This is a genomic window from Hymenobacter properus, assembly GCF_015694735.1.
Lineage (GTDB): Bacteria > Bacteroidota > Bacteroidia > Cytophagales > Hymenobacteraceae > Hymenobacter > Hymenobacter properus.
On record NZ_JADQDP010000001.1, the window covers coordinates 714570 to 738840 of the forward strand.

Genomic DNA, 24271 nt, shown 5'->3' on the forward strand with positions numbered 1-24271 from the left:
GCTACTTTGCCGCCACCGCCTTCGCGCCAGTTTTCTTTTCTTCCAGCGGCTTCACGTTGTCGTAATAAAACCGGTCAATCAGCTTCTGGTAGGGGTCGACGCCAGCTTTGGCGGGCTTCTCATTCACCACGAAATGCAGGGTTTCCTCGGGCTTGCTGAGCTTGACCTTGCGCAGCAGCAGGGCCTTGCCGCGCACGTCCCATACCTCGCCGCCGGGGGTTTGGTCGGGCCCGAAAACGCCAACTTCTACGTAGTCGGCCAGCTTGGCAGGGCTCTCGTTGCCGAGGCTGTCGGCGTGCACTTTTTCGGCCTTGATAGTCATGGCCACGTCGTAGCGGCCATCGGGGCGCGGGGTGTAAGTGGCGTCCTTCAGCTCGTTTTTGTAAAGCGTAATTTGCTCGAACTGGTCGCGCAGCAGGTACTGCAGCGAGTCAGGCGTGGCGCGGCGCAGGTAGGCCATCAGGTCGGTCGATGTGGGATAGGGCGGACGGCTCTGGTGGTTGGCGGCCAGAAATTCGCGCAGCGCCGCGTTCAGCTTCTCTTCCCCGATGTAGTCCTGCAGGGCGTAGAACACCATGCCGCCCTTGTAGTAGTGAATGTAGGGCTGATTTTCGCAGAGCATGAGCGGCAGCTCCTTCTTGCGCTCACTGCGGCGGCCCATGAGGTAGTTCATCAGCTCGCGGCGCATGAACTGCTGCATCTGGTTGGGCGTGAAGGCGTGCTTGGCGTTCATAATGGCCGAATACTCCGACAGCGACTCCGACAACACACTGCCGCCCTGCACATTGGCGCCCACGGTCTGGTGGCCCCACCACTGGTGGCCCAGCTCGTGGCTGGTGATGAAATAGGTAAGGTCCGGCGTGGTTTTGTCGCGCAAATCATCAATAAAGCCCGCGCTTTCCGAAGTCTGAATGGTGTTGGCGTAGCTCTGGGCGAAGGACTTGTAGCGCGGAAACTCCAGCAGCCGGATTTGGCGGTACTGGTAGGGCCCGAAGGCTTTGGTGTAATACGCCAGGCCGTCGCTCAGGGCCTGGGCCATGCGGCGCACGTTGGCGGGGTGGTGCGGGTCGTAGTATATTTCAATGGCCACCGGCGGGCCGCCGGCCGGGCTCTGCCACTGCGTTTTATATTCCTTGAAGCGAGCCGAGAGCACGCTGATGAGCGGCTGAATGGGCTGGTCCATGCGGTAGTGGAAGTAGCGGCGGCCGCCCTGGGTCCATTCCCGGTCGAGGTAGCCGGCCGTCACGGCGCGCTGGTCGGCATCGGTGCTGAGGGTGGCCTCGAAGCGCACCCGGTCGGCGTCGCGGGCAAAGCCGGCCTGCATGCGGCCGCGTGGGTCGTTGAGGCGGGGCGTGCGCTCCTTGGGTCCCAGGCCCTGGCGGTGGCGGGCCTCGTCTTCTTCCAGTTCGCCATCGGGCTGGTAGCCAATGCGCAGGCTTACCAAATCCAGGAAGGTGCCGTTTTCAGTGAGGCGGTCCTCGGGCGAAATGTTGGCCCAGTCGAACACGCCCGTCCCATTCAGGCGCGAACTAAAGCCCCGGGCCCGGTAGTCCTCGTCGTAAGCCAGTGTGAGCGAGTCGCCGGGCGCCAGCGGCTGCGCCAGCCGAAACAGGCGCAGGCCTGCCACCGGGTCGTCGAACAACACGCGGGCCGAACGGCCGGGCGTGGCCAGCACGCGCCGGATGCTGCGGCTGGGGTCGTAGTTCACCAGCAGCGAGTCGAGCGGGCGGGTGGTCTGGTTGTGCAGGGTGTAGTCGAGGTGCAGGCGGTAGCCGCGGGGGCTGGCCGTCGGGAACAGGTCGACCTTCGCCGCCACGGCCGTGATTTTGGGCTGGGCCAGGTTTTCCAGCTGCTTGTACTGCCGTTCCTTGCGGGCCTGCCGGGCCTCCAGGCCGCGAGGCGTCACAAACTCGTTCAGCACGTTGGCATTATAAAACACCCAACCGCCGGCCGTGAGCACCGCCAGCGCGGCCAGCAGCACGGCCGGCCGCATGCCCGGGGCGCGCAGCCGTTGCGCAGCCAGGCGCAGACGGGTGCGGGCGCCGGTGTCGTTGCCGCGCACCCACAGCAGGCTGGCCAGCAGCCCCAGCAGGGCTGCCCCGGCCAGGTAGTAGAGGTTGATGAACAAGAGCGGAGCCGCCAGGTGTCCGTAGCCATTCATATCTGAATAGGTGTAGGGCACGGCCGCCCCAAATTTGAGCATGGCGTGGTGCAGCCCCAGCGCATCGGCCAGCAGAAATACCACCGCGTAGTACACCAGCATCAGCGCATGGCCCACATATTTGTTGTTGGCCACGGTTTGCACCACCAGCGCCAGCGTGCACAGCACCGTGAGCGAGGCCAGCTGAATCAGGAAGTTCTTCAGGTACAGCAGCGGCTCAATCAAACTTGGGTCGAGAAAAGCCTGCACGGCCATGCCCACCACCAGTTGCGCAGCCGTGAGCATGGCGCTCACCAGCACCAGTGCCAGCAGCTTGCTGACGAAAGGCAGCCAGCTGGCAAACGGCAGCGCATCAAACACCCCCTGCAGGCGCGTTTCCCGCTCCCGCCACACCAGCTCGCCGGCGTATATGGTGATGATGACGAACAGGTAGAGGGTAAAGTTGGTGTTGATGACGTTCAGAATCTGGTAGGTGACGGGCAGCTGCACGCCGCGCATGTCGTGATAGGTCCAGTAGAAGTTGAACAGCACGTACACTGTGCCCAGCAGCGCCAGCACCCGAAACGGCCACGCCTTCACCACGTTGGCCACCTGCACCCGCACCAATCGGCGCAGTTGCCAGCCACTCAGCCCTGCGCCAAACGCGGGGGCCGTGCGCCGCAGCCCCGCCCCGGCCACCACGGCCGGCGGTGCCTCGGCGGGCCCGGCCTTGGCAGCCCGGGTGCGGGGCAGCGCCAGCCGGAACGTAGCGCAGGCCACCCCCAGTACCACCAGCCCAATGCCCATGTACAGCAGGCGGTTGGCCAGCAGAAAGCCGCCGAGGTAGTTGGCCAGCTGCGTGTTTCGCTCGGCAATGGTCCAGTACTTCACGTCCAGGTTTTTGGCCACGATGCCGAAGGGGTCGAGCATGGCAAAGAGGAAGTCGCTGGTCACCCGCTGGCTAAATTGCAGCGACAGCTGGTAGCCCACAAACAGCACAATGCCCCCCAGATATACCACCAACGGCGAGCGAAACACTAGGTAAGCCGCAAAAAACAGGCAGCCCGCAAACAAGGCGTTGGCCCAGCCCACCGCCACCAGAGGCACCAGCAGCGCCAGCGGCTGCACCGGCCCCAGCTTGGTGGCCTCCACCCAGGGCGCCAACATGCCCAGCAGCGCGCCCGCCGTCGTGCCCGCCTGCACAAACCACATGGCCAGCAGCGAGCCCACAAAGCGCCCACCCAGGTAGCCCCACTTGGGCAGCGGCGTGGTATAAAGTAGCCCGATCATCTGGTCTTTATCGTCGCGGTATATGGGCGTGCCCAGCAGCGCGGCCGTGATGAACATGCCGAAAATGGAGGACACCAGAAATAGCTGGGCCAGCGCATCGGGCGCGTTCACGTGCACCTTGGGGCTGGAGTTGAACCCAAAGTCGTCCACGGTCTGCGACAGAAACGCGAACAGGGCGAAGACCCCGAAGTAGAGGTAGGTCGTGGGCTGCGTGAAGCGGTAGCGCAGCTCAAAGCGAAGCGTTTGCAGGAACATGATGTATAAGTATGTCATCCTGAGCGCAGCGAAGGACCTTATCACGCCTGCGGCTCAAGGGTTTGCAAATCCGACGAGGGCAGCCGTGATAAGATGCTTCCTTCGTTAGCATGACAACGATGTGTTTAGTGGACCGCCTGCTCCCGCCGCGCCAAGCGGTGGAAATACACGTCTTCCAGCGTGGCCTCGGCCGGCTGAAACTGCCCGTTGATGGGCACCTCGCTGAACACCCGCACGATGGGCTGCCCGGCCACCAGCTTCGAGGAAATCACCTCGTATTCGGATTTGAGCTGGGCCAGTGCTGCCTTCTCCGTTTTGGTGCGGTACACCTTGCCCCTGATTTCGCCAATCACCTCGTTGGGCGAGCCCGTGGCCACCACCTCGCCGCCCGCGATGATGGCCATGTTGGGGCACAGCTCGGTCACGTCTTCCACGATGTGCGTGCTCAGAATCACCACCACATTCTCCCCTATCTCGCTCAGCAAATCCAGGAAGCGGTTGCGCTCGGTGGGGTCGAGGCCAGCCGTGGGCTCGTCCACGATGATGAGCTGCGGGGCGCCCAGCAGCGCCACCGCAATGCCGAAGCGCTGGCGCATCCCGCCCGAGTAGCCGCCCACGGCCTTCTTGCGGGCCGCCCACAGGTTGGTTTGCTGCAGCAAGCTTTCCACCGCCAGCTTGCGCTCGGCCGCATCGCGGATGCCCTTGAGGCCGGCAAAGTAATCGAGCAGCACCTCGGCTGAGATACCAGGGTAGAGGCCAAATTCCTGCGGCAGGTAGCCCAGCACCTTGCGCACTTCATCTTTCTGGGTTAGCACGTCGATGTCGCCGAGCATGATGCTGCCCGTGTCAGGTTCCTGCAAGGTGGCAATGGTGCGCATGAGGCTGCTCTTGCCCGCGCCATTGGGTCCCAGCAGGCCGAACATGCCGTTCGGAATGGTGAGCGTGACGCCACGCAGGGCCCGCGTGCCGTTGGGGTAGGTTTTGGAAAGATTGGTAATGCGTAGCTCCATGGTGTTGGCGGGTTAAATGACTGATTCAAAGGTTGTCTTCTTTGCTAGAAAATCCATTTCAAATTGTGTCTTTTCCATTCGCATTTGTGCCATCGATGTTAATTTTATGCTGCATGCCTAACATTTTAGCCGCTGAGCCGTATCTTTGCACCCGAATCAACCACTAATGCTATTCGCGTTATCCGATGAAAAAGTCCACCACTGCCCTCTCCTTCTCTTCGTTGCTGCTGCTGGGCGGCGTGAGCTACCTGGCTGCCAAACTGGCCGACCTGGACCTGACGTTCTTCTTCGACGGCGACGACGACCACGCGCACTACTGCTAAGCCCTTTTGTAGCCCTGCGGCTACCATTCCGCCTGTTTTGCAAAAAAGCCCCGCCCTCCGGCCGGGCTTTTTTGCTTTCGGTTTGTTCGAGAATCGGCCAATGCGGCGGGCCTCATGGGTTCGGCCCGGCTTTTGGAACTTTCGCTTTGCAACGGCGTAACCCGTTGAGCTATTTTTTCACCGGCTGCGGCCCCGCCCGTCAGCCCCAACGCACCCCCGGTTTCTTATGAACCTCGATTCCCATCAGGCTCAGGTGAGCTACATCATTGGCCGCGACCTGGCCCGCAATTTTGCCCAGCAAGGCCTCGACCTGGACATCGACACCCTGGCCGGCGCCCTCAAAGAAGGCCTGCAGGGCCTCCCCAGCCGCCTCACCCAGGAGCAGATGCAAGCCGCCATGCAGCAGCTGCAGGAGCAAATGGGCGGTGCCGAAGACGACCAAGACCCTAACGCCATGAACAACAACAAAGCCGAAGGCGAAGCCTTCCTCGCCGAAAACGCCCACAAGTCGGGCGTCACCACCCTGCCCAGCGGCCTGCAGTACGAAGTCATCAAGGAAGGCAGCGGCCCCAAGCCTGGCCCCAGCTCCAAGGTGACCACCCACTACCACGGCACCCTGATTAACGGCAAGGTATTCGACAGCAGCTACCAGCGCGGCCAGCCCGCTACCTTCGGTGTGAACCAGGTGATTGCCGGCTGGACCGAAGCCCTGCAGCTCATGCCCGAAGGCTCGAAGTGGCGCCTTTACATCCCCTCCGACCTGGCCTACGGCAAGCGCGGCGCGGGCCGCGACATCCCCGGCGACACCGCGCTGATTTTCGACGTGGAGCTGCTGAAAGTGAACAACTGAGGGACCGCCGTGGCGGCGGCCGCGCCCACCCGGGCCTCCGCCGCCACGCGCACCGCGCCGCCCACCTGGACGCGCACCTCCACCCTTTCTGCGTCAGCCAAACCCATGAACAACGTTGATAACCAGCCCCCGGCTGAATCAGCCCCCGTGGCCCCGGAACCCATTTCCGGGGCCGCTTTGCTGACGGACGCGGCCGCCAGCCCGGCCAGCGGGCCGGTGTACCAGCCCGCCCCCGCGCCGCCGGAGGAAGTGGCTCCGCTGCCTCCGCTGCCCACGGTACAGAGCAAGGACGGCCGCGTCACGCTCACGGGCACCTCGCTCACGGTGCGCGGGCAGGAGTTTGCGTTGCGCGAGCTGGAGCGCGCCGAGCTCACGCCGGTTAAGTGGATTTTGTGGTATCTGCTGGGCGCGCTGGGCCTGGCGGGGGTGATGATAGCCTTCCTGCAAAACTGGCTGCGGACCGGGCCAGCCATGACGGGCATGGCCCTCACGGCACTGCTGCTGGCCTACGGTCACCGCGGCACCAACCGCCTGCGCCTGCACCGCCTGGGCCGCGAGGCCCTCAATTTTGCCCTCCCCGGCGAGCCTGCACCCTGGCAAAGCCTCAGCGCCGAGGTGAACCGCCGCATCTTTCGGGTGCACGACCACGCCGCCCGCGAAGCCGCTGCCCTGCTCGCCGCGGCCGATGCCGCCATGCAGCAAGCCGCCCGCGAGGCCCAGGCTGCAGCAGAAAGCGAAGCTTCTGCAAATAATAATACCTTGCCGGCTAATTAGTTCGCCTTTTTCTGGGCAGCTTCGTAAGCGCACGGCAGCAGCTTGGCTGCTACCTTCGCGCCCCGTAATTCAGTTGGTCAGTAGCCGCTGCAGACAATCGTTTTTCCATTATGGATTCCAAACATTCGCACACCGCTATATCCGGCGCTGGGCTTCTTATTGCGCTCGGCATTATTTACGGCGACATCGGCACCTCGCCGCTCTACGTGATGTCGTCCATCCTCAAGAGCGGGCGCGTGCCCGATTTGATTGACGCCCACCTTGTGCTTGGTGGCATTTCCTGCGTCATCTGGACGCTGACGCTGCAAACCACCGTCAAGTACGTGCTGCTCACCCTGAACGCGGACAACAACGGGGAAGGCGGCATTTTCTCGCTCTACGCCCTGGTGCGGCGGCGCGGGGCCTGGCTCTCGGCCGTGGCCATCATCGGCGGCGCCTCGCTGCTGGCCGATGGTGTGATTACGCCGCCCATCTCGGTGTCGTCGGCGGTTGAGGGGCTCAAGAACGTGTTTCCGCACCTCACGCAGGACATGGTGGTGTACATCGTCATTGGCATCATCGCGGGGCTGTTCTTGCTGCAAAGCTTTGGCACTCAGATAGTAGGCAAGGCCTTCGGTCCCATCATGTTCCTGTGGTTTACGATGCTGGGCGTGCTGGGCACCATCTGGATAGTGCAGAACCCTGTCATCCTCAAGGCCATCAACCCCTACTACGCCTACGATTTGCTGGTGCGCTACCCCGGGGGATTCTGGCTGCTGGGTTCGGTGTTTCTGTGCACCACGGGGGCCGAGGCGCTGTACTCGGACTTGGGCCACTGCGGCAAGGGTAACATCCGCATCAGCTGGACTTTTGTAAAGACCACGCTGCTGCTTAACTACCTGGGCCAGGGCGCCTGGCTGCTGCAGCACCAGGGCCAGATGTTGAACGGCAAAAACCCGTTCTATGCACTCATGCCGCAGTGGTTTCTGCTCATCGGCATCAGCGTGGCCACCATTGCGGCCATCATTGCCTCGCAGGCGCTTATCACGGGTTCGTTTACGCTGGTGGCTGAGGCTATTCGCCTGAATATGTGGCCGAAAGTGAGGCTCAACTACCCCACCGACGTGAAGGGCCAGCTCTTCGTGCCGAGCATGAACCGGCTGTTGCTGCTGGGCTGCATCGGGGTGGTGCTCTACTTCCGCGAATCGACCAACATGGAAGCGGCTTACGGCCTGGCCATCACGCTCACTATGTTGATGACCACCATTTTGCTTACCATGTGGCTACGCATGAAGCGGGTGGCCCTGCCCCTCATCCTGCTGTTCACGGTTGTATATGGCCTCATCGAAGGCTCCTTCCTCATTGCCAACCTGGTGAAGTTCCCGCACGGCGGCTGGGTGTCGCTGGCCATTGGCTCCACGCTGATGGGGGTAATGTACGTGTGGCTTAAGTCGTACTACATCAAGCGCCGCCTCACCGAATTCGTGCGCCTCGAGCCCTACGTCGATGCCCTCAAGCAGCTCAGCGACGACGATTCCATTCCGAAATACTCCACCCACCTGGTGTTCCTTACCTCGGCCGAGCGCAGCACCGAGATTGAGCAGAAAATCATCTATTCCATCTTCCAAAAGCGCCCTAAGCGCGCTGATATCTACTGGTTTATTCACGTCGACACCACCGACGAGCCGTACACGATGGAGTACAAGGTGACCGAAGTGGCCAAAGACGACGTTTTCCGCATCAACTTCCGCCTGGGCTTCCGGGTGCAGCAGCGTATCAACCTGTATTTCAGAAAGGTAATTGAAGACCTGGTGCGCAATAAGGAAGTAGACATCACCTCGCGCTACGAGTCTCTGAACAAGCAGCACGTGACCGGCGACTTCCGTTTCGTGGTGCTGGAGAAATTCCTCAGCATCGAAAACGACTTCCCGACGCTGGAGAAACTGGTGATGCAGGCCTACTTCTACATCCGCCAGTTCATCGCCTCCGAAGACCAATACTTCGGCCTCGACACCTCGTCGGTGAAGGTGGAAAAAGTGCCTCTGGTAATTGCGCCCGTGCGCGAGGTGGCGCTGAAGCGCATTAAGTAAGAACGTCATGCTGAGCGCAGCGAAGCATCTCGCCCGCTTCGTTGCATGTGAAATGAGTCACTTCCCTGAGCGAGATGCTTCGCTGCGCTCTGCATGACGTTTTTTCTGACTCATATACAATAAAAAAGCCCCGTGCCAACTGCACGGGGCTTTTTGTTTCCCTGATTATAAAGCTACTTATGCTTTGCCGAGCCACTTGGCCAGCACCTTCTGCTGGGCGGCAGTGGGGTTGGCTACCGGCTGAATGGTGTATTTCACGTCAGTGTTGGCGGCCATCTTGATTTTCAGCTCGCGGGGCAGGCCGTCGCGGCGCACCTGCAGGGCCACCTCGTTGCCCACCGAGCCGCTGAGCAGCGACTTCACCGATTCTTCGCTGGGCGCCACGCCGTTGATGAGCAAGACTTCGTCGTTCACGTTCAGGCCGGTGTTCCAGGCGGCGCCGTCGCGCAGCACGCTGGTCACCAGCAGCTTGCCGGTGCGGTTCGAAAAAGTAGCGCCCAGCGTGCCGGAGGTGGTAAGCGGGGCGCTGGTCAGGCTGAGGCCGGCGTAGCCGAGGGCCGTGGCGTAGTCGATGGTTTTGGTGCCGTACACGCTGTTCTGGAAGAACTCGTCGAAGCGGCGGCCAGCTACCGTGGCCACGGCGTCTTCGTATTCTTTGTCGGTGAAGCCGCGGCCGGCCTTCTTGTAGTAGGTGTCGTAGAGCAGGCGAAACACGTCGTCGAGGTGCTTTTGGCCCTGAGTGGCCTGCGCAATGTTGAGGTCGAGCCAGGTACCAATCAGGTCGCCCTTTGAGTAGTAGCTGATTTGGGTGTTGGCTGCGTTTTCGTTGGGCCGGTAATACTTAATCCAGGCATCGAAGCTCGACTCGGCGGCCGACTGCACCTTGTTGCCGGGCGTGTTTTCCACCTCCCCAATGGCGTTGGCCAGCTTGCCCAGGTACTCCTCTTTTGAAAGCACGCCGGCGCGCTCCAGAATCTGCTTGGAGTAGTATTCGGTCATGCCCTCGCTCACCCACAGCATGTGGGTGTAGTTTTCCTGGTCGTAGTTGAACGGGCCCAGCGCCATCGGGCGGATGCGCTTCACGTTCCAGAGGTGGAAGTACTCGTGCGCCACCAAGCCCAGGAAGGACTTCATGCCCGCATCGGTGCTGTAAGTGGTGCGGCCCACCTCCAACGTGGTCGAGTACAGGTGCTCCAGGCCGCCGCCGCCGCGTTCCAGGTTGTGCACGATGAAGAGATAATGGTCGAGCGGGTTCTGGCCCACCACGCGGTGCGCTTCCTCACATACCTTTTTCATTTCGGCCACCACTTTGGCGTCGTCGGCCTGGTAGGTGCCGTACATGGCCACTTGGTGGGGCGTGCCGTTGGCGGTAAACTCCAGCACTTTGTGGTTGCCGATTTCCATGGGCGAGTCGGCCAGCTCGTCGTAGCTCACGGCTTTGTAGGTGAACTTGCCGGTGCTGGGGCGCAGCGCGGTGCTCACCTGCGACCAGCCGGCGGCGGGCTGCACCACCACGGTGCTGCCCAGCATCTTGTTGTCGGCCGGGTACATAAACACGCTGCTGCCGTTGAGGTAGCCGTGGTCGGCATCGACGAAGGAGGTGCGCACGCTCAGCTCGAAGGCGTACACGCGGTAGCTCACCGTGAAATTGGCCTGCTTGGGGTGCTTCACCCGCCAGGTATTCTTGTTGATTTTCTCGAAGGCCAGCGCTTTTCCGTCGGCCGTGCGGGCCTGGAAGCCTTCCACGTTTTTGGAGTACTCACGCACCAGATAGGAGCCCGGCGCCCACACCGGCATTTTCACGTCGGTGTACTCGGCCGGGAAGCCGCCGAGCTCCATTTTCACCTCAAAATAATGCGTTTGCGGAGCCGGCATGGCCAGCGAGTAGCGCAGGGTGGGCACAGCCGCTGCGGGGCGGGCCTGGGACGAAATAGCACCGGCCAGCAGGGCGGCGGAAAGGAAGGTGGGAGTTTTTATGAGCATTGACAGCGTTGTGAATGAATTCGAGCCTGCAAAATACACCCCGCCGCTGCCCCTAACCCAACGGGCAGCCGTCCCGTTAGGAGCCAAGGCCGCGCTAAACTGAGCCGGCACCACTGTTACCTTCTTGTATATGCGCTTTGTATGGATGGCTTTCGCTGGGCTTATGGCCCTGATGGTGCTGGTGCTCCCGCGCCTCGGCCACCGCACGCCCCAGTCAAAGAGCGTTAAAGCGCCACCCCCCACTTCAGCTTTTGCCAGCCTGCGCGAACCGCCCCGGCCCGGCCTGGCCGCCCGCGCCGACAGCCTTGTGGCCTTTGGGTTGGCTCAGCGCGGCACCCCCTACGTGTATGCGGGCACCTCACCCCTCACCGGCTTCGACTGCTCGGGGTTCATCATGTACACATTTGCGCATTTTGGGGTGGCCGTGCCGCACTCCACGGCTTTGCTCATCGACGTGGGACGGCCCGTGCCCCGCGCCGAGGCTCAGCCCGGCGACATTGTGGTATTCACTGGCACGGCCAGCACCAGCACCACGCCCGGGCACGCGGGCATCGTCATCTCGAAGCGGGGCGAGGTGCCGTTGCGCTTCGTGCACGCCTCGTCGGGGCGCCGCGAGCCCTTCGTGAAAGTGAGCCAGGTAGAAGATTCCGACTACGAGCGGCGCTTCATGCAAGTGCGACGCGTGCTGGGCGCTGGTGAGGTGACCGCCGCCCGACCAAAATCCGAACCTGCCACGCCCCGCAAAACGCCAATAGCAGCCCTGCCGGTGCACGACGTGCCCGTGGCCGCCACGGCCGAGGTGCTCGCCCCGGCCTTGCCGCAAAAGCTGCCCACCAAAAAGTATGCGAAGCCAGCTAAAGCCGCTGCTGCCCGAAAAGCCACCGCCGCTAAAAAGCGCACTGCCCCTAAAACCACGGCGGCGGCCAAGGCACCTGCGAAAAAGAAAGTAGCAGCGAAGAAGGCAGCGAGCAAGCCCGCCGCTAAGCCCAGAGTTACTACTCGCAAGCGTTAAGCGAATAAGCTATTCCCACAAAGGCCTAAACGCAGCGATGCCCGGCCTGCCTCTGCCGTCCCACTGAAGGGCGACTGGGCAAACCGGGCATCTAATCCTTCAAATCTTACCAAGCGGCGAAACTGGGGTACAGTTCCGGCGTCTTTTAAGATAAGACCTGGCCGAATGTGGGAAGCCTTAGGAGCTACCCCACGAAGCTGTTGTTAGGCGCGTACTGCGGTGAAGCGTACGACATTCGACAGGCTTGGCAGGATTTGGTTGGGACTACTAGACATTTTGTACCTCCTTTCTTTACGTTCGACATAACCTCTGCTCGCGCGGCCCAGCACCTTAGGGCTGCTTGAGCGAGGCCGTAGCACTCACTACTGAGCGGTAAAGTTAATAGCAGGGGGTAAGGTTCAAAATTTGCGGGCCTATTTTCGGGCTATTTGGCCCGCAGCGCGGCTTTAGGCCTGATTTACAGTGCTATTAATTTTAGCTTGCCGGCCAAAAAATTTGCCCCCCATGTTGTGGCTTCGAACTTGGCCGTAAACTTGCCTAAGGGCTGAGCGAAGCCCCTGGTTCAGCTTCCGGATATTTTTCCCTTACCTTTTCTTCGAAATCTCACCCAATCTTCATTTTACAATGAAAAAAACCCTGCTCTTGTTTGTTCTCCTCGTGCTGGGCGCCGCCCGCATGGCCTCGGCCCAATCCATGTCTCCGCTGGGGGTGTGGACGAACTCGGAGAAGAAAGCCACGTTTGAAATCTACAAGTGCGGCGATAAGCTGTGCGGCAAAATTGTAAGCCTGACCACGCCCAACGACCCGGCCACCGGCAAACCCAAAACCGACTCCCAGAACCCAGACCCCAAGCTGCGCAGCCGCCCCCGCCTGGGCCTGGTGTTCATGCAGGGTTTTAAGTACGACAGCGACAACAAGTGGGACGATGGCAAAATCTACGACCCCGAAAGCGGCAAAACCTACTCCTGCTACATGAAGATGGAAAACGCCAACACCATGGAAGTGAAAGGCTACATCGGCTTCTCGCTCATTGGCAAGTCGCAAACCTGGACGCGGGTGAAATAAACACAGCCATCTCGGGCTTATTAATCTCATTATCAAAAGCCGGCTTCCTCGCCAGGGAGCTGGCTTTTTTGTGGCTTCGTATGGGTTAAGCCATGCGGGGCTGGACGAAAATGCGGCCCTGGCTTCTGCCCCACCCCGAAACTATTTCTACCAGCCCGTGTTTCGACTCCACTAACCTTTCCACCCTTGTTCGACTTCCTCCAGAAACTTTTCCGCCCGCAGCGGGCGAAAGCGCAAGCCCCGTGGCGGGCCGTGAAGCTGACCCCGGGCCAGGCCAAGCGGCACGCCCGCTGGGTGGAGCAGCGGGTGTTTCTGAACTGGCTGGGGCCCTACTACAAAGCCTACCACCTGCGCAAAGGCGGCGCCGCGGGCAGCCGCGGCCTGCGCGTAGAACTACTGGCGGAAAAGGGCCGCCGGGGCGCGCTGCTGTTCTACGACCCCAGCATCGGGCCCGGCAATTTCCGCCATTTCTTCGAGCATCTGGGCGAGCGCCTGCTTGCGCAAGGCTACCACCGCGCCTGTGCCGACCGCGGCACCCGGCGCGGCGCCGGCCACACCGAAATCACGCTCAAGCAGCTCTTCAAGCCCAACCCCACCGACTGCCCCCACACGGGCCATTGCAACCAGCGCTTCGGCCTCATCACCATCGACCTGGTGGCCGTCGACGGGGCGCCGTTCTTCATCCGCTTGGCCAGCAACGCCGTATTCGACCCCTGCTTTACGCCGGCTCGTCCGTTTGAAGAACTCCTGAGCAACCTGCTGGACGCTCCCCCGGCCGATGCCGACGCGCAAGCCCGCATCCGCGAATTCCACGACACTTTTTGAGGATATTAAGACGCAACAAGGGCAGCAAGCGTACGTGCTTGCTGCCCTTGTTGCGTTTGCCCCGGCAGGAGTTATTCTTTCGCGAAACGGGTTTGGCCCAGGAGCTCTCCCTGCGCGCCAACCAAGCGCAGCTGGTACAAGCCGGGCACCAAACTGTGGGTGATGAGTTGAGGCTGGGCGCCTGCCAAGGGCTGGCGCAGCACCAGCCGCCCGGTGGCGTCGCGCACCTCGGCCGCGGTGGCCGCAGTGGCGGGCAGCTGCAATTGCTCGTGGCAGGGATTGGGATAGACCGGAAGCGCAGCCGTGGCCGCCGGCCGAGATGCCAGCAGTGTGTTGTCGCGCACGGGCGTAGGGCCGGGCGCGTCGAGCACCCATTGGTCGGGGTCGACGGTGATGGCGGTTACGTTGCCGCTCACCGTCAGGGCGAAGGTTTGGGTAGCCGTGGTTTGGCGGCGGCGCACGGTTTGGGTAGTGCCGTTAGAAAAGGTGAGGCGGTAGTCCACATCCGTCTCAAAGAAGGGCGTGATGGATGCTTGCGTCACGGTTTCGTTCACGCGCAGCACGAGGTTGTTGCCGCTTTGGTTCCAGCGCACGTTGAAAATGGGGTAGCCGCCGCCCCAGAACCACTGCTGGAAGAAATATCCCAGCGGCCGGCCCGCTTCGGCTTCGAAGATGCGCTGCAAGTCGGCGGTGCGGGCCGTGGAGCCGCGGTACTGCGTTTGGTAGGTGCGCAGGGCCCGGAAGAATTTGGTGTCATCGTTGAGCAGATAGCGCAGCATGTGCACCACGCCAGCGCCTTTTTTATAGGTCAGGTAATAGTCGAAAATGCGGCCCACGTTGGTGGTATCGGCCACGTAGATGGTGCCCTGGTTTTGCAGGGCGTAGAGGTGGGCGTTGTCCATCCAGGGCCGGGCGTCGCTGGGCCGGAAGGCCTGTAACGACAGATACTCGCCGTAAGAAGCAAAGCTTTCGTTCAGCCAGATGTGCTCCCAGCTGGCGCAGGTCACGTTGTCGCCAAACCACTGGTGAAACAGCTCGTGAGCGTCGAGCGTGAAGCTGAAGCCGTCCTGGGTGGTCATGGTTTGGTGCTCCATGCCGCCGTAGATGGGGGCCGAGGTGTGGCCGTATTTCTCGTCAGCGAATGGGTACAGCCCTACCAACGCCGAATAATTTTCGATGAAACCCGCGGTTTGATTGATGTCTGACTGCCAGTAGTTTAGGTAATTCTGGTTGTAGAGGTAGCTCACGATGGGCACCGCCGGCCCGCCCGCCGGGTGGGCCGTGGTCACGTACTCCACGTAGGGCGCCACCGACACCGAAATAAGATAATAATCAATGGGGTGGCGCGATTTCCACTCGTAGCGCATCTTGTTGCCGGCCAGCGGCACGCTGCGCACGAGCACGCCGTTGGAGCCCACCTTGTTGGGCAAGGTGGTCGTAACCCACACGTCGGAGGAGTCGGCTTTGTCGGTGAGCACCTGCTTGCAGGGGAACCACTCGTGGGCCGAAAACGGCTCCGACAACGACCAAGTGAGGTTATAAGCAAAATCGGGCGCCCCCTGGTAGGTGTCGAGGTGCACCGTGCTGCGGGTGCTCAGGCCGTTGCCAATGGCGGCGGAGTTGCCGCTCGGGGCCGTGCCGTGGTAGTAGATGCGGGCGTCGGCGAGCGAATTGGCCGCTGCGGGCTGGGCCAGCGCCGCCGTGGCATCGGGCCCGGCGCGGCGGATGCCGGGCGAGCGGCGCCCGTTCACCACCACCGAGTCGATAAGCATGGTGGCCGTGCCGGCCGGAGAGCCAGTTGGGGCCTGGTACAGCTCAAAGGCCAGGGAGTCGAGCGCCTGAGCGCCCACCCGCACGCGCATCCACACCAAGCCGGCCACGTTCAGCGAGTTGTTTTCCATCGCCAAATCCAGCTTGTAGTACTTCACGTCGTAGCGGTCCATCTTGCGCCGGTGCGACACCGACGAGGTGGCCGTGCGCTGGGCAGCGCGCACATGGGCCGCCGCGCAAAGCTGGCCGGCATTCAGCTCGACGGGGCCGGCCGGCCGGGTCGCGGGCTGCGGTGGCGCCGTTTGGGCCGTAGCCCGGCCCGGCGCAATAAACAAGCTACTCAGAGCAAGAGCGTAAAAAAGAAAGCGCATAAGCTGAAGGGGAGCAACAAATTGACAGAAAGGTGGGTTAGGCTTCAGGCCGGTTGGCCTTCGAAGGTACGGCGGCGGCGCCCGTCGGCAAACGACAACTTTCCATTCGAAGTTGACCGAGGCAGCTGTATATTTCGGTTTTAAATCAGGATTTTAGGACGCTTACTCCGGTACCCATGCCCTTTCGCTTTCGTCTGCCTGGCGCGTTGCGGCTGGTATTGCTGCTACTTGGCTGGCTGCTGCTGGCCGGGCCGGCGCGGGCCACACACATCGTGGGCGGCGAAATGGAACTGGTACACAACACCGGCGACTCGTATACGCTGGTGCTTAATCTGTACTTCGACGCGGTGTACGGCAGCGCCAGCGCCCTCGACGCCGACCTGACGGCCAGCATCTTCGAGAAAGGCTCCAATTCGCGCATGGCCAACGTGGTGCTGCCCCTCACCAGCAACACCTTCGTCAACTACACCAACCCGGCCTGCGCCCAGCCCTCGCTTAGTACCCGCCGGCTGGTGTACAGCAAGAATATTACCCTATCGGCCAACACTTACACCAACGCCGCCGGCTACTACGTGGCCGTGGAGCGCTGCTGCCGCAACAACAGCATCAGCAACATTGTGGCGCCCGGCAACGCGGCCCAGACGTTTTACCTGGAGTTTCCGGCCGTGGTGCGCCGCGGCAGCCCTTTCTATGATTCCACGCCGCGCATCTTCCCGCCGCTGGCCGACTACGCCTGCATCAACGAGCTGTTTTACTACGACTTCGGGGGGCGCGATGCCGACGGCGACTCCTTGGTATACGACCTGGTGACGCCGCTCAACGGCCACGCCGACACCAACACCCCGAAGCCCGCCTCGGCCCAGCCCGCCCCGTATTCCGACATCAGCTGGAATCCGGGCCTGAGCACCACCAACCAGATTCCGGGCGCGCCCACGCTGCGCATCGACCGCCGCACCGGGCGCCTCACGGTGCGCCCCACCAACCAGGGCTTGTTTGTGTTTGGGGTGCGCTGCGCAGAGTATCGGCGGGGCGAAAAGATTGGGGAATGCCGGCGCGATTTCCAGCTTATGGCCCTGGCCTGCCCCACCAACACCAAGCCCCGGATAGTGCTTCAGCCCACGGCTACCGGCGCCGGCATCTACCGGCCCGGGCGCGACACGTTGCGCTTCGTGCCCGGCGGCAACCGCTGCGTGCGCCTGCGCTTCACCGACCCCGACCCCAACACGCGCCTCACCCTGACGCTGAGCCCGGTCAACTTTACGGGGCTGCTGCCGAATTTCACCACCTCCACTACCGGCGCCGTGCGCAGCCCCGGCGCCCCCGACACGCTCACGGCCACGCTCTGCTTTCCCGAATGCCTGAATTCGCGCGGGCGGGTGTTTTTGCTGGACGTGGTGGTGGGCGACGACGGCTGCAGCCTGCCCAAGCGCGACACCGTGCGCGTGGCCTTCACGGCCGTGCCCCCGCCCAACTCGCCCCCGCAGCTCGTGACCACGGCCGGCCCCACCCTGCCCCTGCACGCCCGCGTGGGCGACCTGGTGAGCTTCGACGTGACCGGCACCGACCCCGACAACGACCCCATTCAACTGGAAATGACCGGCCAGGGCTTCAATCCGGCTAGCCTGGGGGCCACGCTGTCGCAGGGCACGCAGGCCAACCAGCAGCGCGGGCGCTTCACCTGGCGCGTCGATTGCCGGGCTGTAGGCGCCGATTCGGTGTTCAATTTTCAGTTTGCAGCAGCTACTTCGCCGTGCTCGGAACGCCAGGCCGCCACGGTGAGCGTGCCCATTGTGGTGCGCTACGCCAACCGCCCCCCTACCCTCACCTCCGACCTTCCTGCGCCCAAAAATGGTGCGGACCTGCCCGAGGTAGTACTGCCCCTGGGCCAGACGTATACGGCCACGTTCAACGGCGTCGACCCCGACCGCGACGGGCTCACACTCATGGCCACGGGCACGGCCTCTGATGGCAAGGAAGGCTTCGACCTGGGCAGCGCGGGCATGCGCTTCGTGGCCCAAAACGGCAGTGGGGTGGCCACGGGCACCTTCCGATGGGACGTGAGCTGCGCCGCTGCCAACCTGCACCGTGACCTGGTGGTGGCCTTCCAGCTGATTGACGCGACTTGCCGGCCGCTACCGCAGGTACAGCGCGTGCGCCTGCGCGTGAAAAGCCCCGACACCGTGGCCGTGAAGCTCTACAACGTCATCACGCCCAACCGCGACGGGCAAAACGACGAATTCCGCCTGCCCGAGCTCCCGCCCAATTTCTGCGACTCGCAGTTCACCAACATCCGCATTTTCTCGCGCTGGGGCCAGCAGGTTTTCGAGTCCACCGACCGGGATTTTCACTGGCCGGGTACCGGCAGCGGCGGCATGTTCTACTATTTCATCACCTACACCGACGGCCGCCGGTTTAAGGGCTGGCTGGAGGTGATTCCGTAGCGAGAAGCAATACTGTGATAATCAATGTATTAACACTAACTTCTACCGTCCCAATCCTCACCCTCTCACTTCTCAATACATAAACAGAAATACCGCAAACAACACCACCCACAGCACGTCGACAAAGTGCCAATAGGTGCCTAGCAGGCGCAGCTGGCGCCGGTAGTAGGGGTTGCGGATGAAAACAAGGGTGCGGACGGCGTCGCGCTCGTTGTGAATGACGCGCAGCAGAAAGGCCAGCAAAAAGAGCATACCGCCCAGCAAGTGCGCCACGTGCAAGGCCGAAATCAGGTAAACGAACTGTCCGCTGCTTTTGCCACCTGGGCCGCCAAACGGCACGCCGTGCGCCAGCAGTTCGCGCCAGCCCAGCCCCTGCAGGCCGGCAAACACGCAGCCCAGCAATAGTGTGGACCCCAGGCAGCGCGCCAGGCTGCCCAGGTCGTCTTGCGCGTAGAGGCGCGGCGCCTGGGCCATGGTGTAGCTGCTAAGCACCAGTACAATGGTGCTCAGCGAGAAGTAACGCGGCAGCGGATGCAGTCCCGTGGGCACGCCGCTTCGCAGCCGGGCCGCCACGTAGGCCACAATCAGCACAAAAAACATGACCGTGATAGCCAGCAGCGCCAGATACAGCGCCACCGCCAACGGCGGCAGCCGCTCGATGCGGCCAAACGGCGACGGGCGCCGCCGCGCGCCGACCTGGTTATCGGGGTTATTCTCGGGGTTCATCGGGGGGTACCAAGGGGTATAGTACCGAAACTAATCGCGCAAAAATTAGTTGCAAAAAACCCGAATTTGGCCTTTTATAATGGCCGTCATGCTGAGCGCAGCCGAAGCATCTCTACTGCGCAAGTAATCAGATTTACTATTGCGGTAGAGATGCTTCGGCTGCGCTCAGCAGGGCGGCTAATAGGGGCCGGTGTGTCTTGTTATTTAAAGAATGAGCCAATCTTGCCCAACACGGCGTTGAGGGTGATTTTGGGCGTGCGCTGCACCCCGAAAGTGACGTAGGTTTTGCCGCCCACGCGCAGGTCGAGCACCCAGCCCAACTGCCGGGCCAGGTCGTTGATTTGCTGCAGCGGGTCGGGCCCCGGCGGCTTGGGCACTTTGGGCGCCCCGGGCGCTTTGGGCGGGCCGGCGGTGAGCTGGTCGAGCACCTGCTGGCTGGGAATGTTCAGGATGAGATAGGTGCCGGCCGCCGCCAGCTGCAGCGGGTGGCCATTCCAGGTGATGACCAGCTGGGCATCAATTTCGAGGACGCTAGGCACCGGGCTCGGAGGGGCTGGCCGGCAGTTGGGGGGCGCTGGGCTGCTCGCCGCGCGTGCGGATGCGCACCGAGCCGTTGAGCTTCCAAGTGGCGGCGGGGGCGTTGGGATTCTGGGCGTTGGGCACTTGCAGTTCGACCTGGTCGAAGGCGCAGCTCAGCTCGACGCCGCCGGAGAGCTTGTTGAGCAGGGAGGCCGCGATGTCGGCGAAGTTGGAAGAAGAATCAGCCATGGTGCTGGGTGGAGTGAGGGTGATGCCGGCGTAGGAGCGAAAGCCGCACACCGGATGGCCGCAAAGTACGGCCCCACTTCCTAACGAAACCAGCCCAGCGGAGTTGCCTACAGCACGGCCCAGCCGGTTTCGCCCCGGGGGCCGCGCACCAAGCTGTAGGCTTGGGCCTGGCCCAGCACGGCCACCGCCGTGCCGGCCGCCAGCGCGCCAATGGCCGGCGCCGTGGCAGCTGGGCCCGCATGCAGCTCGGTGAGGCCACTCAGGCTCAGGCGGCGCAGCGGGGCGGCAGCCGCGGCCACCACGCCTTGCGCCGGCACGTAGCCTACCTCGCCCGAGGGCAGTTGCACGCGCAAAGCTGCGCCCTGCTGCCCCAGCACCAGCAGCGGCACGCGGGCCGGCATGGCGGCCAACTCGGCCTGACGGTTTGTCTTCGAAGAAGGCGTGGCTTGCAGAGCAGCGCCTTTGCGCAGGCGCACAAACTCGCCGCGGCGGTCGGGGCCGGCCGGCGTGGGGGCCGGGGCGGCCGGACGCTGTACAAACGGAAAGGGGTCGAGGGCGCCGCGGCCGCCGCGGTAGATGCCGAAGTGAAGGTGCGGCACGGTGGTGCGGGCGTTGCCGGTGTTGCCCACCAGGCCCAGGGTGTCGCCGGGCTGCACGCGTTGGCCGGGCGTCACGAGCTGTTTATCAAGGTGGGCGTAGTAGAGGTGGTCGGGACGGCCATCGGCCGCCAGCCACACCACGCGGCCGCCCAGCGGCGTTTCGCCGGTGCGGGTAATGTAGCCGGCCACAGCGGCCACAGCGGGCGTGCCCCGCGGCGCGAAGATGTCGATGCCCTCGTGCTGGCGGGCCCCGGCGTCGCGCGCGGCGCCCCAGAAGCTGCCCACGGCCGCATCGGTCCGGCCCTGCACCGGAAACACGCTTAGGCTGGGCTCGCGGCTCAGGCGTAGGGTGTAGCGACCGGCGGCCAGCAACTCGGGCTGCAGGCGCAGCAGGTGCTGGCCATCGTTTTCGGCCCGGTAGCGGAAATCGAGCACCAAGGTGTCGGCGCTGGCCAGGGGCAGCAGGCGCCGGCCCGGGCCCACTTCAAAGGCATCGACGAACGCCCGGGCATTCACGCCCGGCGCCAGGGCCAGGCTCACATGAACTTGCTCGCCGGCGCGCACAGCGTAGCGGTAGCTTGCCGCCGTGGGCCGCTCGGGGCGGAAATAGCCCGTTTCGGCAAAGGGTAGTGTGACCACTAAGGAGTCGCGCAGGGCCTGGGAAGCCGCCCCTAGCCAGGCCCGACCGGCCGGGCGCTGGTCGAGGCCGGCCTGGTGCAGCTGGCGGGCGTAGGCTTCGTGCGGGGTCGATTTTTGAAAGAGTGCCTGCAGGGTTTGCTGCTTGCTGCAGCCGCCCAGGCCTAGCAAAGCCACGGCGAATAAACCCCACCACACGCGGGCGCGCGGCTGGGTAGTCGGCCGCGCGGCATTCACATTCCTTTTGAAAAGCATTCCTCCCAACAATGGCGGCCGGTGGCTAGTTCGGGAGCAGGGCTTCCCCCCGCCCCCATCGGCTGCTACCTTTACGGCCCCTCCCACCCCCTATTTTGCTCCCATGAAGCTTATCGAATGCCCGCGCGACGCCATGCAGGGCCTGCACGACTTTATCCCGACGGCTACCAAAACCGCCTACCTCAACGCCCTGCTGCAAGTCGGTTTCGATACGCTCGATTTCGGCTCGTTCGTATCGCCAAAAGCTATTCCGCAACTGCGCGATACGGCCGAGGTGCTGGCCGGTCTCGACTTAACTAACACCAAAACCAAGCTGCTGGCCATTGTGGCCAACCTGCGCGGGGCCGAAACCGCCGCCCAGCACCCCGAAATCAGCTACCTGGGCTTCCCGCTGTCGGTGTCGGAAACCTTCCAGCGGCGCAACACCAACCAAAGCACGCCCGAGGCCCTGGCCGACGTGGCCGCCATGCACGCGCTGTGCGAGCGCAACGGCAAAACGCTGGTGGTGTACCTCTCGATGGGCTTTGGCAACCCCTACGGCGATGCCTGGAGCCCGGAAATCGTGACGGATTTTACCCGGCAGCTGGCGGCGCTGGGCGTGCGCATCGTGGCCTTGTCCGACACGGTGGGCACGTCTTCCGCGGCCACCATTGCCCCGCTGTTCTCGGCCCTGATTCCGGCATACCCGCAGATAGAGTTTGGGGCGCACCTGCACACCACGCCCGGCACCTGGCGCGAGAAAGTGGCCGCCGCCTACGAGGCCGGCTGCCGCCGCTTCGACGGGGCCCTGGGCGGCTTCGGCGGCTGTCCCATGGCGGCCGACGAGCTGACGGGCAACATGGCGACGGAGAACTTGGTCGCGTTTCTGGCGGAGCAGGGCGTGCCCACGGGCCTGAACATGGCCGCCTTTCACGAAGCCCAACTGCTCAGCCAACCCGTGTTTGCCGGGCACTAGCTTGCCTGCTTTTTTAATTACTTAGCCTAATGCCCACCGTCGATATTTTCATTCCCTGCTTCGTCGACCAGCTTTACCCCACCACGGCCCTGAACATGGTGAAGGTGCTGGAAAAAGTAGGCGTCACGGTCAACTACAACCCGGCCCAGACCTGCTGCGGCCAGCCCGCCTACAACGCCGGCTACCACGACCAGAGCCGCGCCGTAGCTGAAAAATTTCTGGCCGATTTTGCCGCGCCGCCTGCCACGGCCGGGCCGCGCTATGTGGTGAGTCCTTCGGCCTCCTGCGTGGGCATGGTGCGCAATAGTTACTCCGAACTGTTTGCCGGCACGCCGCAGCAAGCGGCCTGCCGGGGCGTGCAGGGCCGCGTGTATGAGCTGACCGAATTCCTGGTGGATGTGCTGGGCGTGGCGGCGGTGCCGGGCGCCCGGCTGGCGGGCAAATACACCTACCACGACTCCTGCTCGGCCCTGCGCGAGTGCGGCATCCGGCCGCAGCCCCGGCAGCTGCTCGACGCCGTGGAGGGGCTGGAACGAATCGAAATGGCCGAAACCACTACCTGCTGTGGGTTCGGCGGCACGTTTGCGGTGAAGTTTGAGGCCATTTCGGTGGCCATGGCTCAGCAGAAAGTAGAGCACGCCCTCGACACCGGCGCCGACTACCTCGTGAGCACCGACGTGAGCTGCCTCATGCACCTGGAGTCCTACATCAAGCGCGAAAAGCTGCCGCTTAAATGCCTGCACGTGGCCGACGTGCTGGCCAGCGGCTGGTAAAATCGGGCGGCCGCATACGGCTTGGCTGAGCTATGCCGTTCTTGCGCTCGCCAACGTTTTTCTTTCGTTCTTTTTCAGTGCAGTACTATCTGTCCGGCCGACTTTCACAATACCTGCTATTGCTGGCCTGCGTGGCGGGCATCGCGGGGCTGCTGGCTTCGCGGGCCCTCATTGCCATTGCGCCCATTGTGGGCGTGGTAGCGGCCCTGACCAATCCTGACTTCTTGCGGGCCCTGCCCCGGTATTTTCGTAATGGCGCCGCCATGCGCGCAGCCGCCATCCCGGCTTTTCTTTTATTGACCGGGCTCTACACCAGCAACTGGGCCACCTGGCGCCACGAGCTGTACCGTGACCTGGTGTGGCTGGGCGTGCCGCTGGCTTTTGCCGTGGCCGTACCACTGGCGAGCTGGCAACGGCTGGTGGTGGGCAGCACGTTTGTGCTGGGCACGGCTGCCGTGGGCCTGGGCACGCTGGGGCAATACCTGCTCAACACCGCGGCGGCGGCCGAGGCCATTCGCGTAGGGCAAAACATGCCGGCCATCACGCACATCTTCCACATTGCGTTTGGGGTGATGCTGGCGCTGGCGTTCTTCGCAGGGCTGTTGCTGCGGAGCAACCCGCGGGCCGGGCGCGTGTTGCGCGCGGGGCTGCTAGTAGCGGCGGCTGTGGCAGCGCTCACCCTGCACGTACTGGCGTATCGCACTGGCCTGCTGGTGTTTTATGCCGGGCTGCTGGCCCTGGCCCTGCGCGTGCTGGCCCGGCGGCATCTGGCCCTGGGGCTGGCCTTGCTGGCAGCGTTGGCGTTGGCCCCGTGGCTGGCCTACCAGGTGCTGCCCACGGTGCACGAGCGGGTGAATGGCACGCTCTGGGACGTAGAGCAGTACACCCAGGGCCACGACATCAATGAGTACTCGGTGGCCCGCCGCCTGGCCGCCCTCCAAACGGCCAGCAACGTTGTGGAGGGCCATTGGATGCTGGGCGTGGGTCCGGCCGACGTACGTGACGCCATGATGGCGCAGTACGACTGGCAGAGCCTAGGTTTGCGGGCCGAAAACCGCGTCGAGGTGCACAATCAATACGTGCAGTCGCTGCTGGGAGGCGGGGTGCCGGGCGTGTTATTGCTGCTGGGGCTGCTGGGTTGGCCCTTTACGCAGCGCTGGGCCCGCCGCGACGCGGCGGTGTGCCTCTTTTTGGTCATCGAAGCCGCCGCCATGCTGGTCGATTCCGTGCTGGACCTGCAGATTGGCCTGAACTTCTTTGTGTTCCTGTACGGCTACCTGGTGGTGGCCGGCGAGCGAAAAAACAAGGAGCGGCCCGAACATGGGCCGCTCCCTGCTCCGGACCGGGCGCAGGCCCAGCCGGTATTCAGCTAAAAAAGCAT

19 protein-coding genes are annotated in these 24271 nt (G+C 63.2%); 11 read left to right on the forward strand and 8 right to left on the reverse strand.

From position 1 onward, the window contains the following. Position 1: 1 nt before the first annotated feature. Both I2I01_RS03135 and I2I01_RS03140 read right to left on the reverse strand, forming a co-directional pair. A complete protein-coding gene (locus I2I01_RS03135) occupies positions 2-3703 on the reverse strand; it encodes a M1 family aminopeptidase (RefSeq protein WP_196284953.1) in 3702 nt (1233 codons plus the stop codon). A gap of 107 nt (positions 3704-3810) precedes the next feature. Then, positions 3811-4695: an ABC transporter ATP-binding protein gene (locus tag I2I01_RS03140; protein ID WP_196284954.1), complete on the reverse strand. Its 885-nt coding sequence runs from the start codon at positions 4693-4695 to the stop codon at positions 3811-3813. 185 nt (positions 4696-4880) lie between these two features. Here I2I01_RS03140 and I2I01_RS03145 point away from each other — a divergent pair, with 185 nt between their 5' ends. The 4 genes from I2I01_RS03145 to I2I01_RS03160 all read left to right on the forward strand — a co-directional run bounded on the left by I2I01_RS03145 (position 4881) and on the right by I2I01_RS03160 (position 8711). Further along, positions 4881-5018 (forward strand): hypothetical protein, encoded by a 138-nt coding sequence (locus tag I2I01_RS03145; RefSeq protein WP_196284955.1) that lies wholly within the window; start codon positions 4881-4883, stop codon positions 5016-5018. Positions 5019-5244: 226 nt separating this feature from the next. Then, complete coding sequence (locus tag I2I01_RS03150) at positions 5245-5868, forward strand: FKBP-type peptidyl-prolyl cis-trans isomerase (RefSeq protein WP_196284956.1); 624 nt, start codon at positions 5245-5247, stop codon at positions 5866-5868. Positions 5869-5973: 105 nt separating this feature from the next. Next, entirely contained in the window at positions 5974-6642 is a 669-nt protein-coding gene (locus I2I01_RS03155) for a hypothetical protein (protein ID WP_196284957.1), read from the forward strand. Between the two features lie 110 nt (positions 6643-6752). After that, complete coding sequence (locus I2I01_RS03160; RefSeq protein ID WP_196284958.1) at positions 6753-8711, forward strand: KUP/HAK/KT family potassium transporter; 1959 nt, start codon at positions 6753-6755, stop codon at positions 8709-8711. 177 nt (positions 8712-8888) lie between these two features. Here I2I01_RS03160 and I2I01_RS03165 read toward each other — a convergent pair whose 3' ends face one another. Further along, entirely contained in the window at positions 8889-10694 is a 1806-nt protein-coding gene (locus I2I01_RS03165; protein WP_211537792.1) for a M61 family metallopeptidase, read from the reverse strand. A gap of 130 nt (positions 10695-10824) precedes the next feature. Here I2I01_RS03165 and I2I01_RS03170 point away from each other — a divergent pair, with 130 nt between their 5' ends. The 3 genes from I2I01_RS03170 to I2I01_RS03180 all read left to right on the forward strand — a co-directional run bounded on the left by I2I01_RS03170 (position 10825) and on the right by I2I01_RS03180 (position 13596). After that, a complete protein-coding gene (locus I2I01_RS03170) occupies positions 10825-11706 on the forward strand; it encodes a C40 family peptidase (protein WP_196284959.1) in 882 nt (293 codons plus the stop codon). Between the two features lie 624 nt (positions 11707-12330). After that, positions 12331-12771 carry a DUF2147 domain-containing protein gene (locus I2I01_RS03175; RefSeq protein WP_196284960.1) on the forward strand — a complete coding sequence of 147 codons (441 nt, stop codon included), beginning with the start codon at positions 12331-12333 and terminating at the stop codon, positions 12769-12771. Positions 12772-12957: 186 nt separating this feature from the next. Continuing rightward, positions 12958-13596 (forward strand): hypothetical protein, encoded by a 639-nt coding sequence (locus I2I01_RS03180; protein WP_196284961.1) that lies wholly within the window; start codon positions 12958-12960, stop codon positions 13594-13596. Between the two features lie 71 nt (positions 13597-13667). Here I2I01_RS03180 and I2I01_RS03185 read toward each other — a convergent pair whose 3' ends face one another. After that, a complete protein-coding gene (locus I2I01_RS03185; protein ID WP_196284962.1) occupies positions 13668-15737 on the reverse strand; it encodes a M1 family metallopeptidase in 2070 nt (689 codons plus the stop codon). A gap of 176 nt (positions 15738-15913) precedes the next feature. On the opposite strand from I2I01_RS03185, the gene I2I01_RS03190 reads away from it, so the two are divergent. Next, positions 15914-18178 carry a T9SS type B sorting domain-containing protein gene (locus I2I01_RS03190; RefSeq protein ID WP_196284963.1) on the forward strand — a complete coding sequence of 755 codons (2265 nt, stop codon included), beginning with the start codon at positions 15914-15916 and terminating at the stop codon, positions 18176-18178. Between the two features lie 72 nt (positions 18179-18250). On the opposite strand, the gene I2I01_RS03195 is transcribed toward I2I01_RS03190, so the two are convergent. From I2I01_RS03195 to I2I01_RS03210, 4 genes are all read right to left on the reverse strand, one after another. Continuing rightward, complete coding sequence (locus tag I2I01_RS03195) at positions 18251-18904, reverse strand: cytochrome c oxidase subunit 3 (RefSeq protein WP_196284964.1); 654 nt, start codon at positions 18902-18904, stop codon at positions 18251-18253. A gap of 200 nt (positions 18905-19104) precedes the next feature. Next, positions 19105-19443 carry a hypothetical protein gene (locus I2I01_RS03200; protein ID WP_196284965.1) on the reverse strand — a complete coding sequence of 113 codons (339 nt, stop codon included), beginning with the start codon at positions 19441-19443 and terminating at the stop codon, positions 19105-19107. Beyond that, a complete protein-coding gene (locus I2I01_RS03205; RefSeq protein ID WP_196284966.1) occupies positions 19436-19672 on the reverse strand; it encodes a hypothetical protein in 237 nt (78 codons plus the stop codon). Before I2I01_RS03205 ends, I2I01_RS03200 begins: the two co-directional genes overlap by 8 nt. Before the next feature lie 107 nt (positions 19673-19779). Next, entirely contained in the window at positions 19780-21162 is a 1383-nt protein-coding gene (locus I2I01_RS03210; protein ID WP_196284967.1) for a M23 family metallopeptidase, read from the reverse strand. A 103-nt stretch (positions 21163-21265) separates the two neighbouring features. Here I2I01_RS03210 and I2I01_RS03215 point away from each other — a divergent pair, with 103 nt between their 5' ends. The 3 genes from I2I01_RS03215 (at position 21266) to I2I01_RS23500 (ending at position 24263) form a co-directional block, all read left to right on the forward strand. Beyond that, positions 21266-22117, forward strand: coding sequence for a hydroxymethylglutaryl-CoA lyase (locus tag I2I01_RS03215; protein ID WP_196284968.1), 852 nt, complete (start codon positions 21266-21268; stop codon positions 22115-22117). Positions 22118-22146: 29 nt separating this feature from the next. After that, the gene (locus I2I01_RS03220; protein ID WP_196284969.1) at positions 22147-22890 is read left to right on the forward strand and encodes a (Fe-S)-binding protein; all 744 of its coding nucleotides are present in this window, start codon (positions 22147-22149) and stop codon (positions 22888-22890) included. A gap of 77 nt (positions 22891-22967) precedes the next feature. After that, on the forward strand, positions 22968-24263 hold the full coding sequence (locus I2I01_RS23500) for an O-antigen ligase family protein (RefSeq protein ID WP_196284970.1): 1296 nt from the start codon (positions 22968-22970) through the stop codon (positions 24261-24263). The last annotated feature ends 8 nt before the right edge of the window (positions 24264-24271 follow it).

What these genes read in the sequence shown, in the direction of transcription:
- I2I01_RS03135 (WP_196284953.1), bottom strand. Translation starts at nt 3,703, where the DNA reads ATGACATACTTATACATCATGTTCCTGCAAACGCTTCGCTTTGAGCTG.
- I2I01_RS03140 (WP_196284954.1), bottom strand. Translation starts at nt 4,695, where the DNA reads ATGGAGCTACGCATTACCAATCTTTCCAAAACCTACCCCAACGGCACG.
- I2I01_RS03145 (WP_196284955.1), top strand. Translation starts at nt 4,881, where the DNA reads ATGAAAAAGTCCACCACTGCCCTCTCCTTCTCTTCGTTGCTGCTGCTG.
- I2I01_RS03150 (WP_196284956.1), top strand. Translation starts at nt 5,245, where the DNA reads ATGAACCTCGATTCCCATCAGGCTCAGGTGAGCTACATCATTGGCCGC.
- I2I01_RS03155 (WP_196284957.1), top strand. Translation starts at nt 5,974, where the DNA reads ATGAACAACGTTGATAACCAGCCCCCGGCTGAATCAGCCCCCGTGGCC.
- I2I01_RS03160 (WP_196284958.1), top strand. Translation starts at nt 6,753, where the DNA reads ATGGATTCCAAACATTCGCACACCGCTATATCCGGCGCTGGGCTTCTT.
- I2I01_RS03165 (WP_211537792.1), bottom strand. Translation starts at nt 10,694, where the DNA reads ATGCTCATAAAAACTCCCACCTTCCTTTCCGCCGCCCTGCTGGCCGGT.
- I2I01_RS03170 (WP_196284959.1), top strand. Translation starts at nt 10,825, where the DNA reads ATGCGCTTTGTATGGATGGCTTTCGCTGGGCTTATGGCCCTGATGGTG.
- I2I01_RS03175 (WP_196284960.1), top strand. Translation starts at nt 12,331, where the DNA reads ATGAAAAAAACCCTGCTCTTGTTTGTTCTCCTCGTGCTGGGCGCCGCC.
- I2I01_RS03185 (WP_196284962.1), bottom strand. Translation starts at nt 15,737, where the DNA reads ATGCGCTTTCTTTTTTACGCTCTTGCTCTGAGTAGCTTGTTTATTGCG.
- I2I01_RS03190 (WP_196284963.1), top strand. Translation starts at nt 15,914, where the DNA reads ATGCCCTTTCGCTTTCGTCTGCCTGGCGCGTTGCGGCTGGTATTGCTG.
- I2I01_RS03195 (WP_196284964.1), bottom strand. Translation starts at nt 18,904, where the DNA reads ATGAACCCCGAGAATAACCCCGATAACCAGGTCGGCGCGCGGCGGCGC.
- I2I01_RS03205 (WP_196284966.1), bottom strand. Translation starts at nt 19,672, where the DNA reads ATGGCTGATTCTTCTTCCAACTTCGCCGACATCGCGGCCTCCCTGCTC.
- I2I01_RS03210 (WP_196284967.1), bottom strand. Translation starts at nt 21,162, where the DNA reads ATGCTTTTCAAAAGGAATGTGAATGCCGCGCGGCCGACTACCCAGCCG.
- I2I01_RS03215 (WP_196284968.1), top strand. Translation starts at nt 21,266, where the DNA reads ATGAAGCTTATCGAATGCCCGCGCGACGCCATGCAGGGCCTGCACGAC.
- I2I01_RS03220 (WP_196284969.1), top strand. Translation starts at nt 22,147, where the DNA reads ATGCCCACCGTCGATATTTTCATTCCCTGCTTCGTCGACCAGCTTTAC.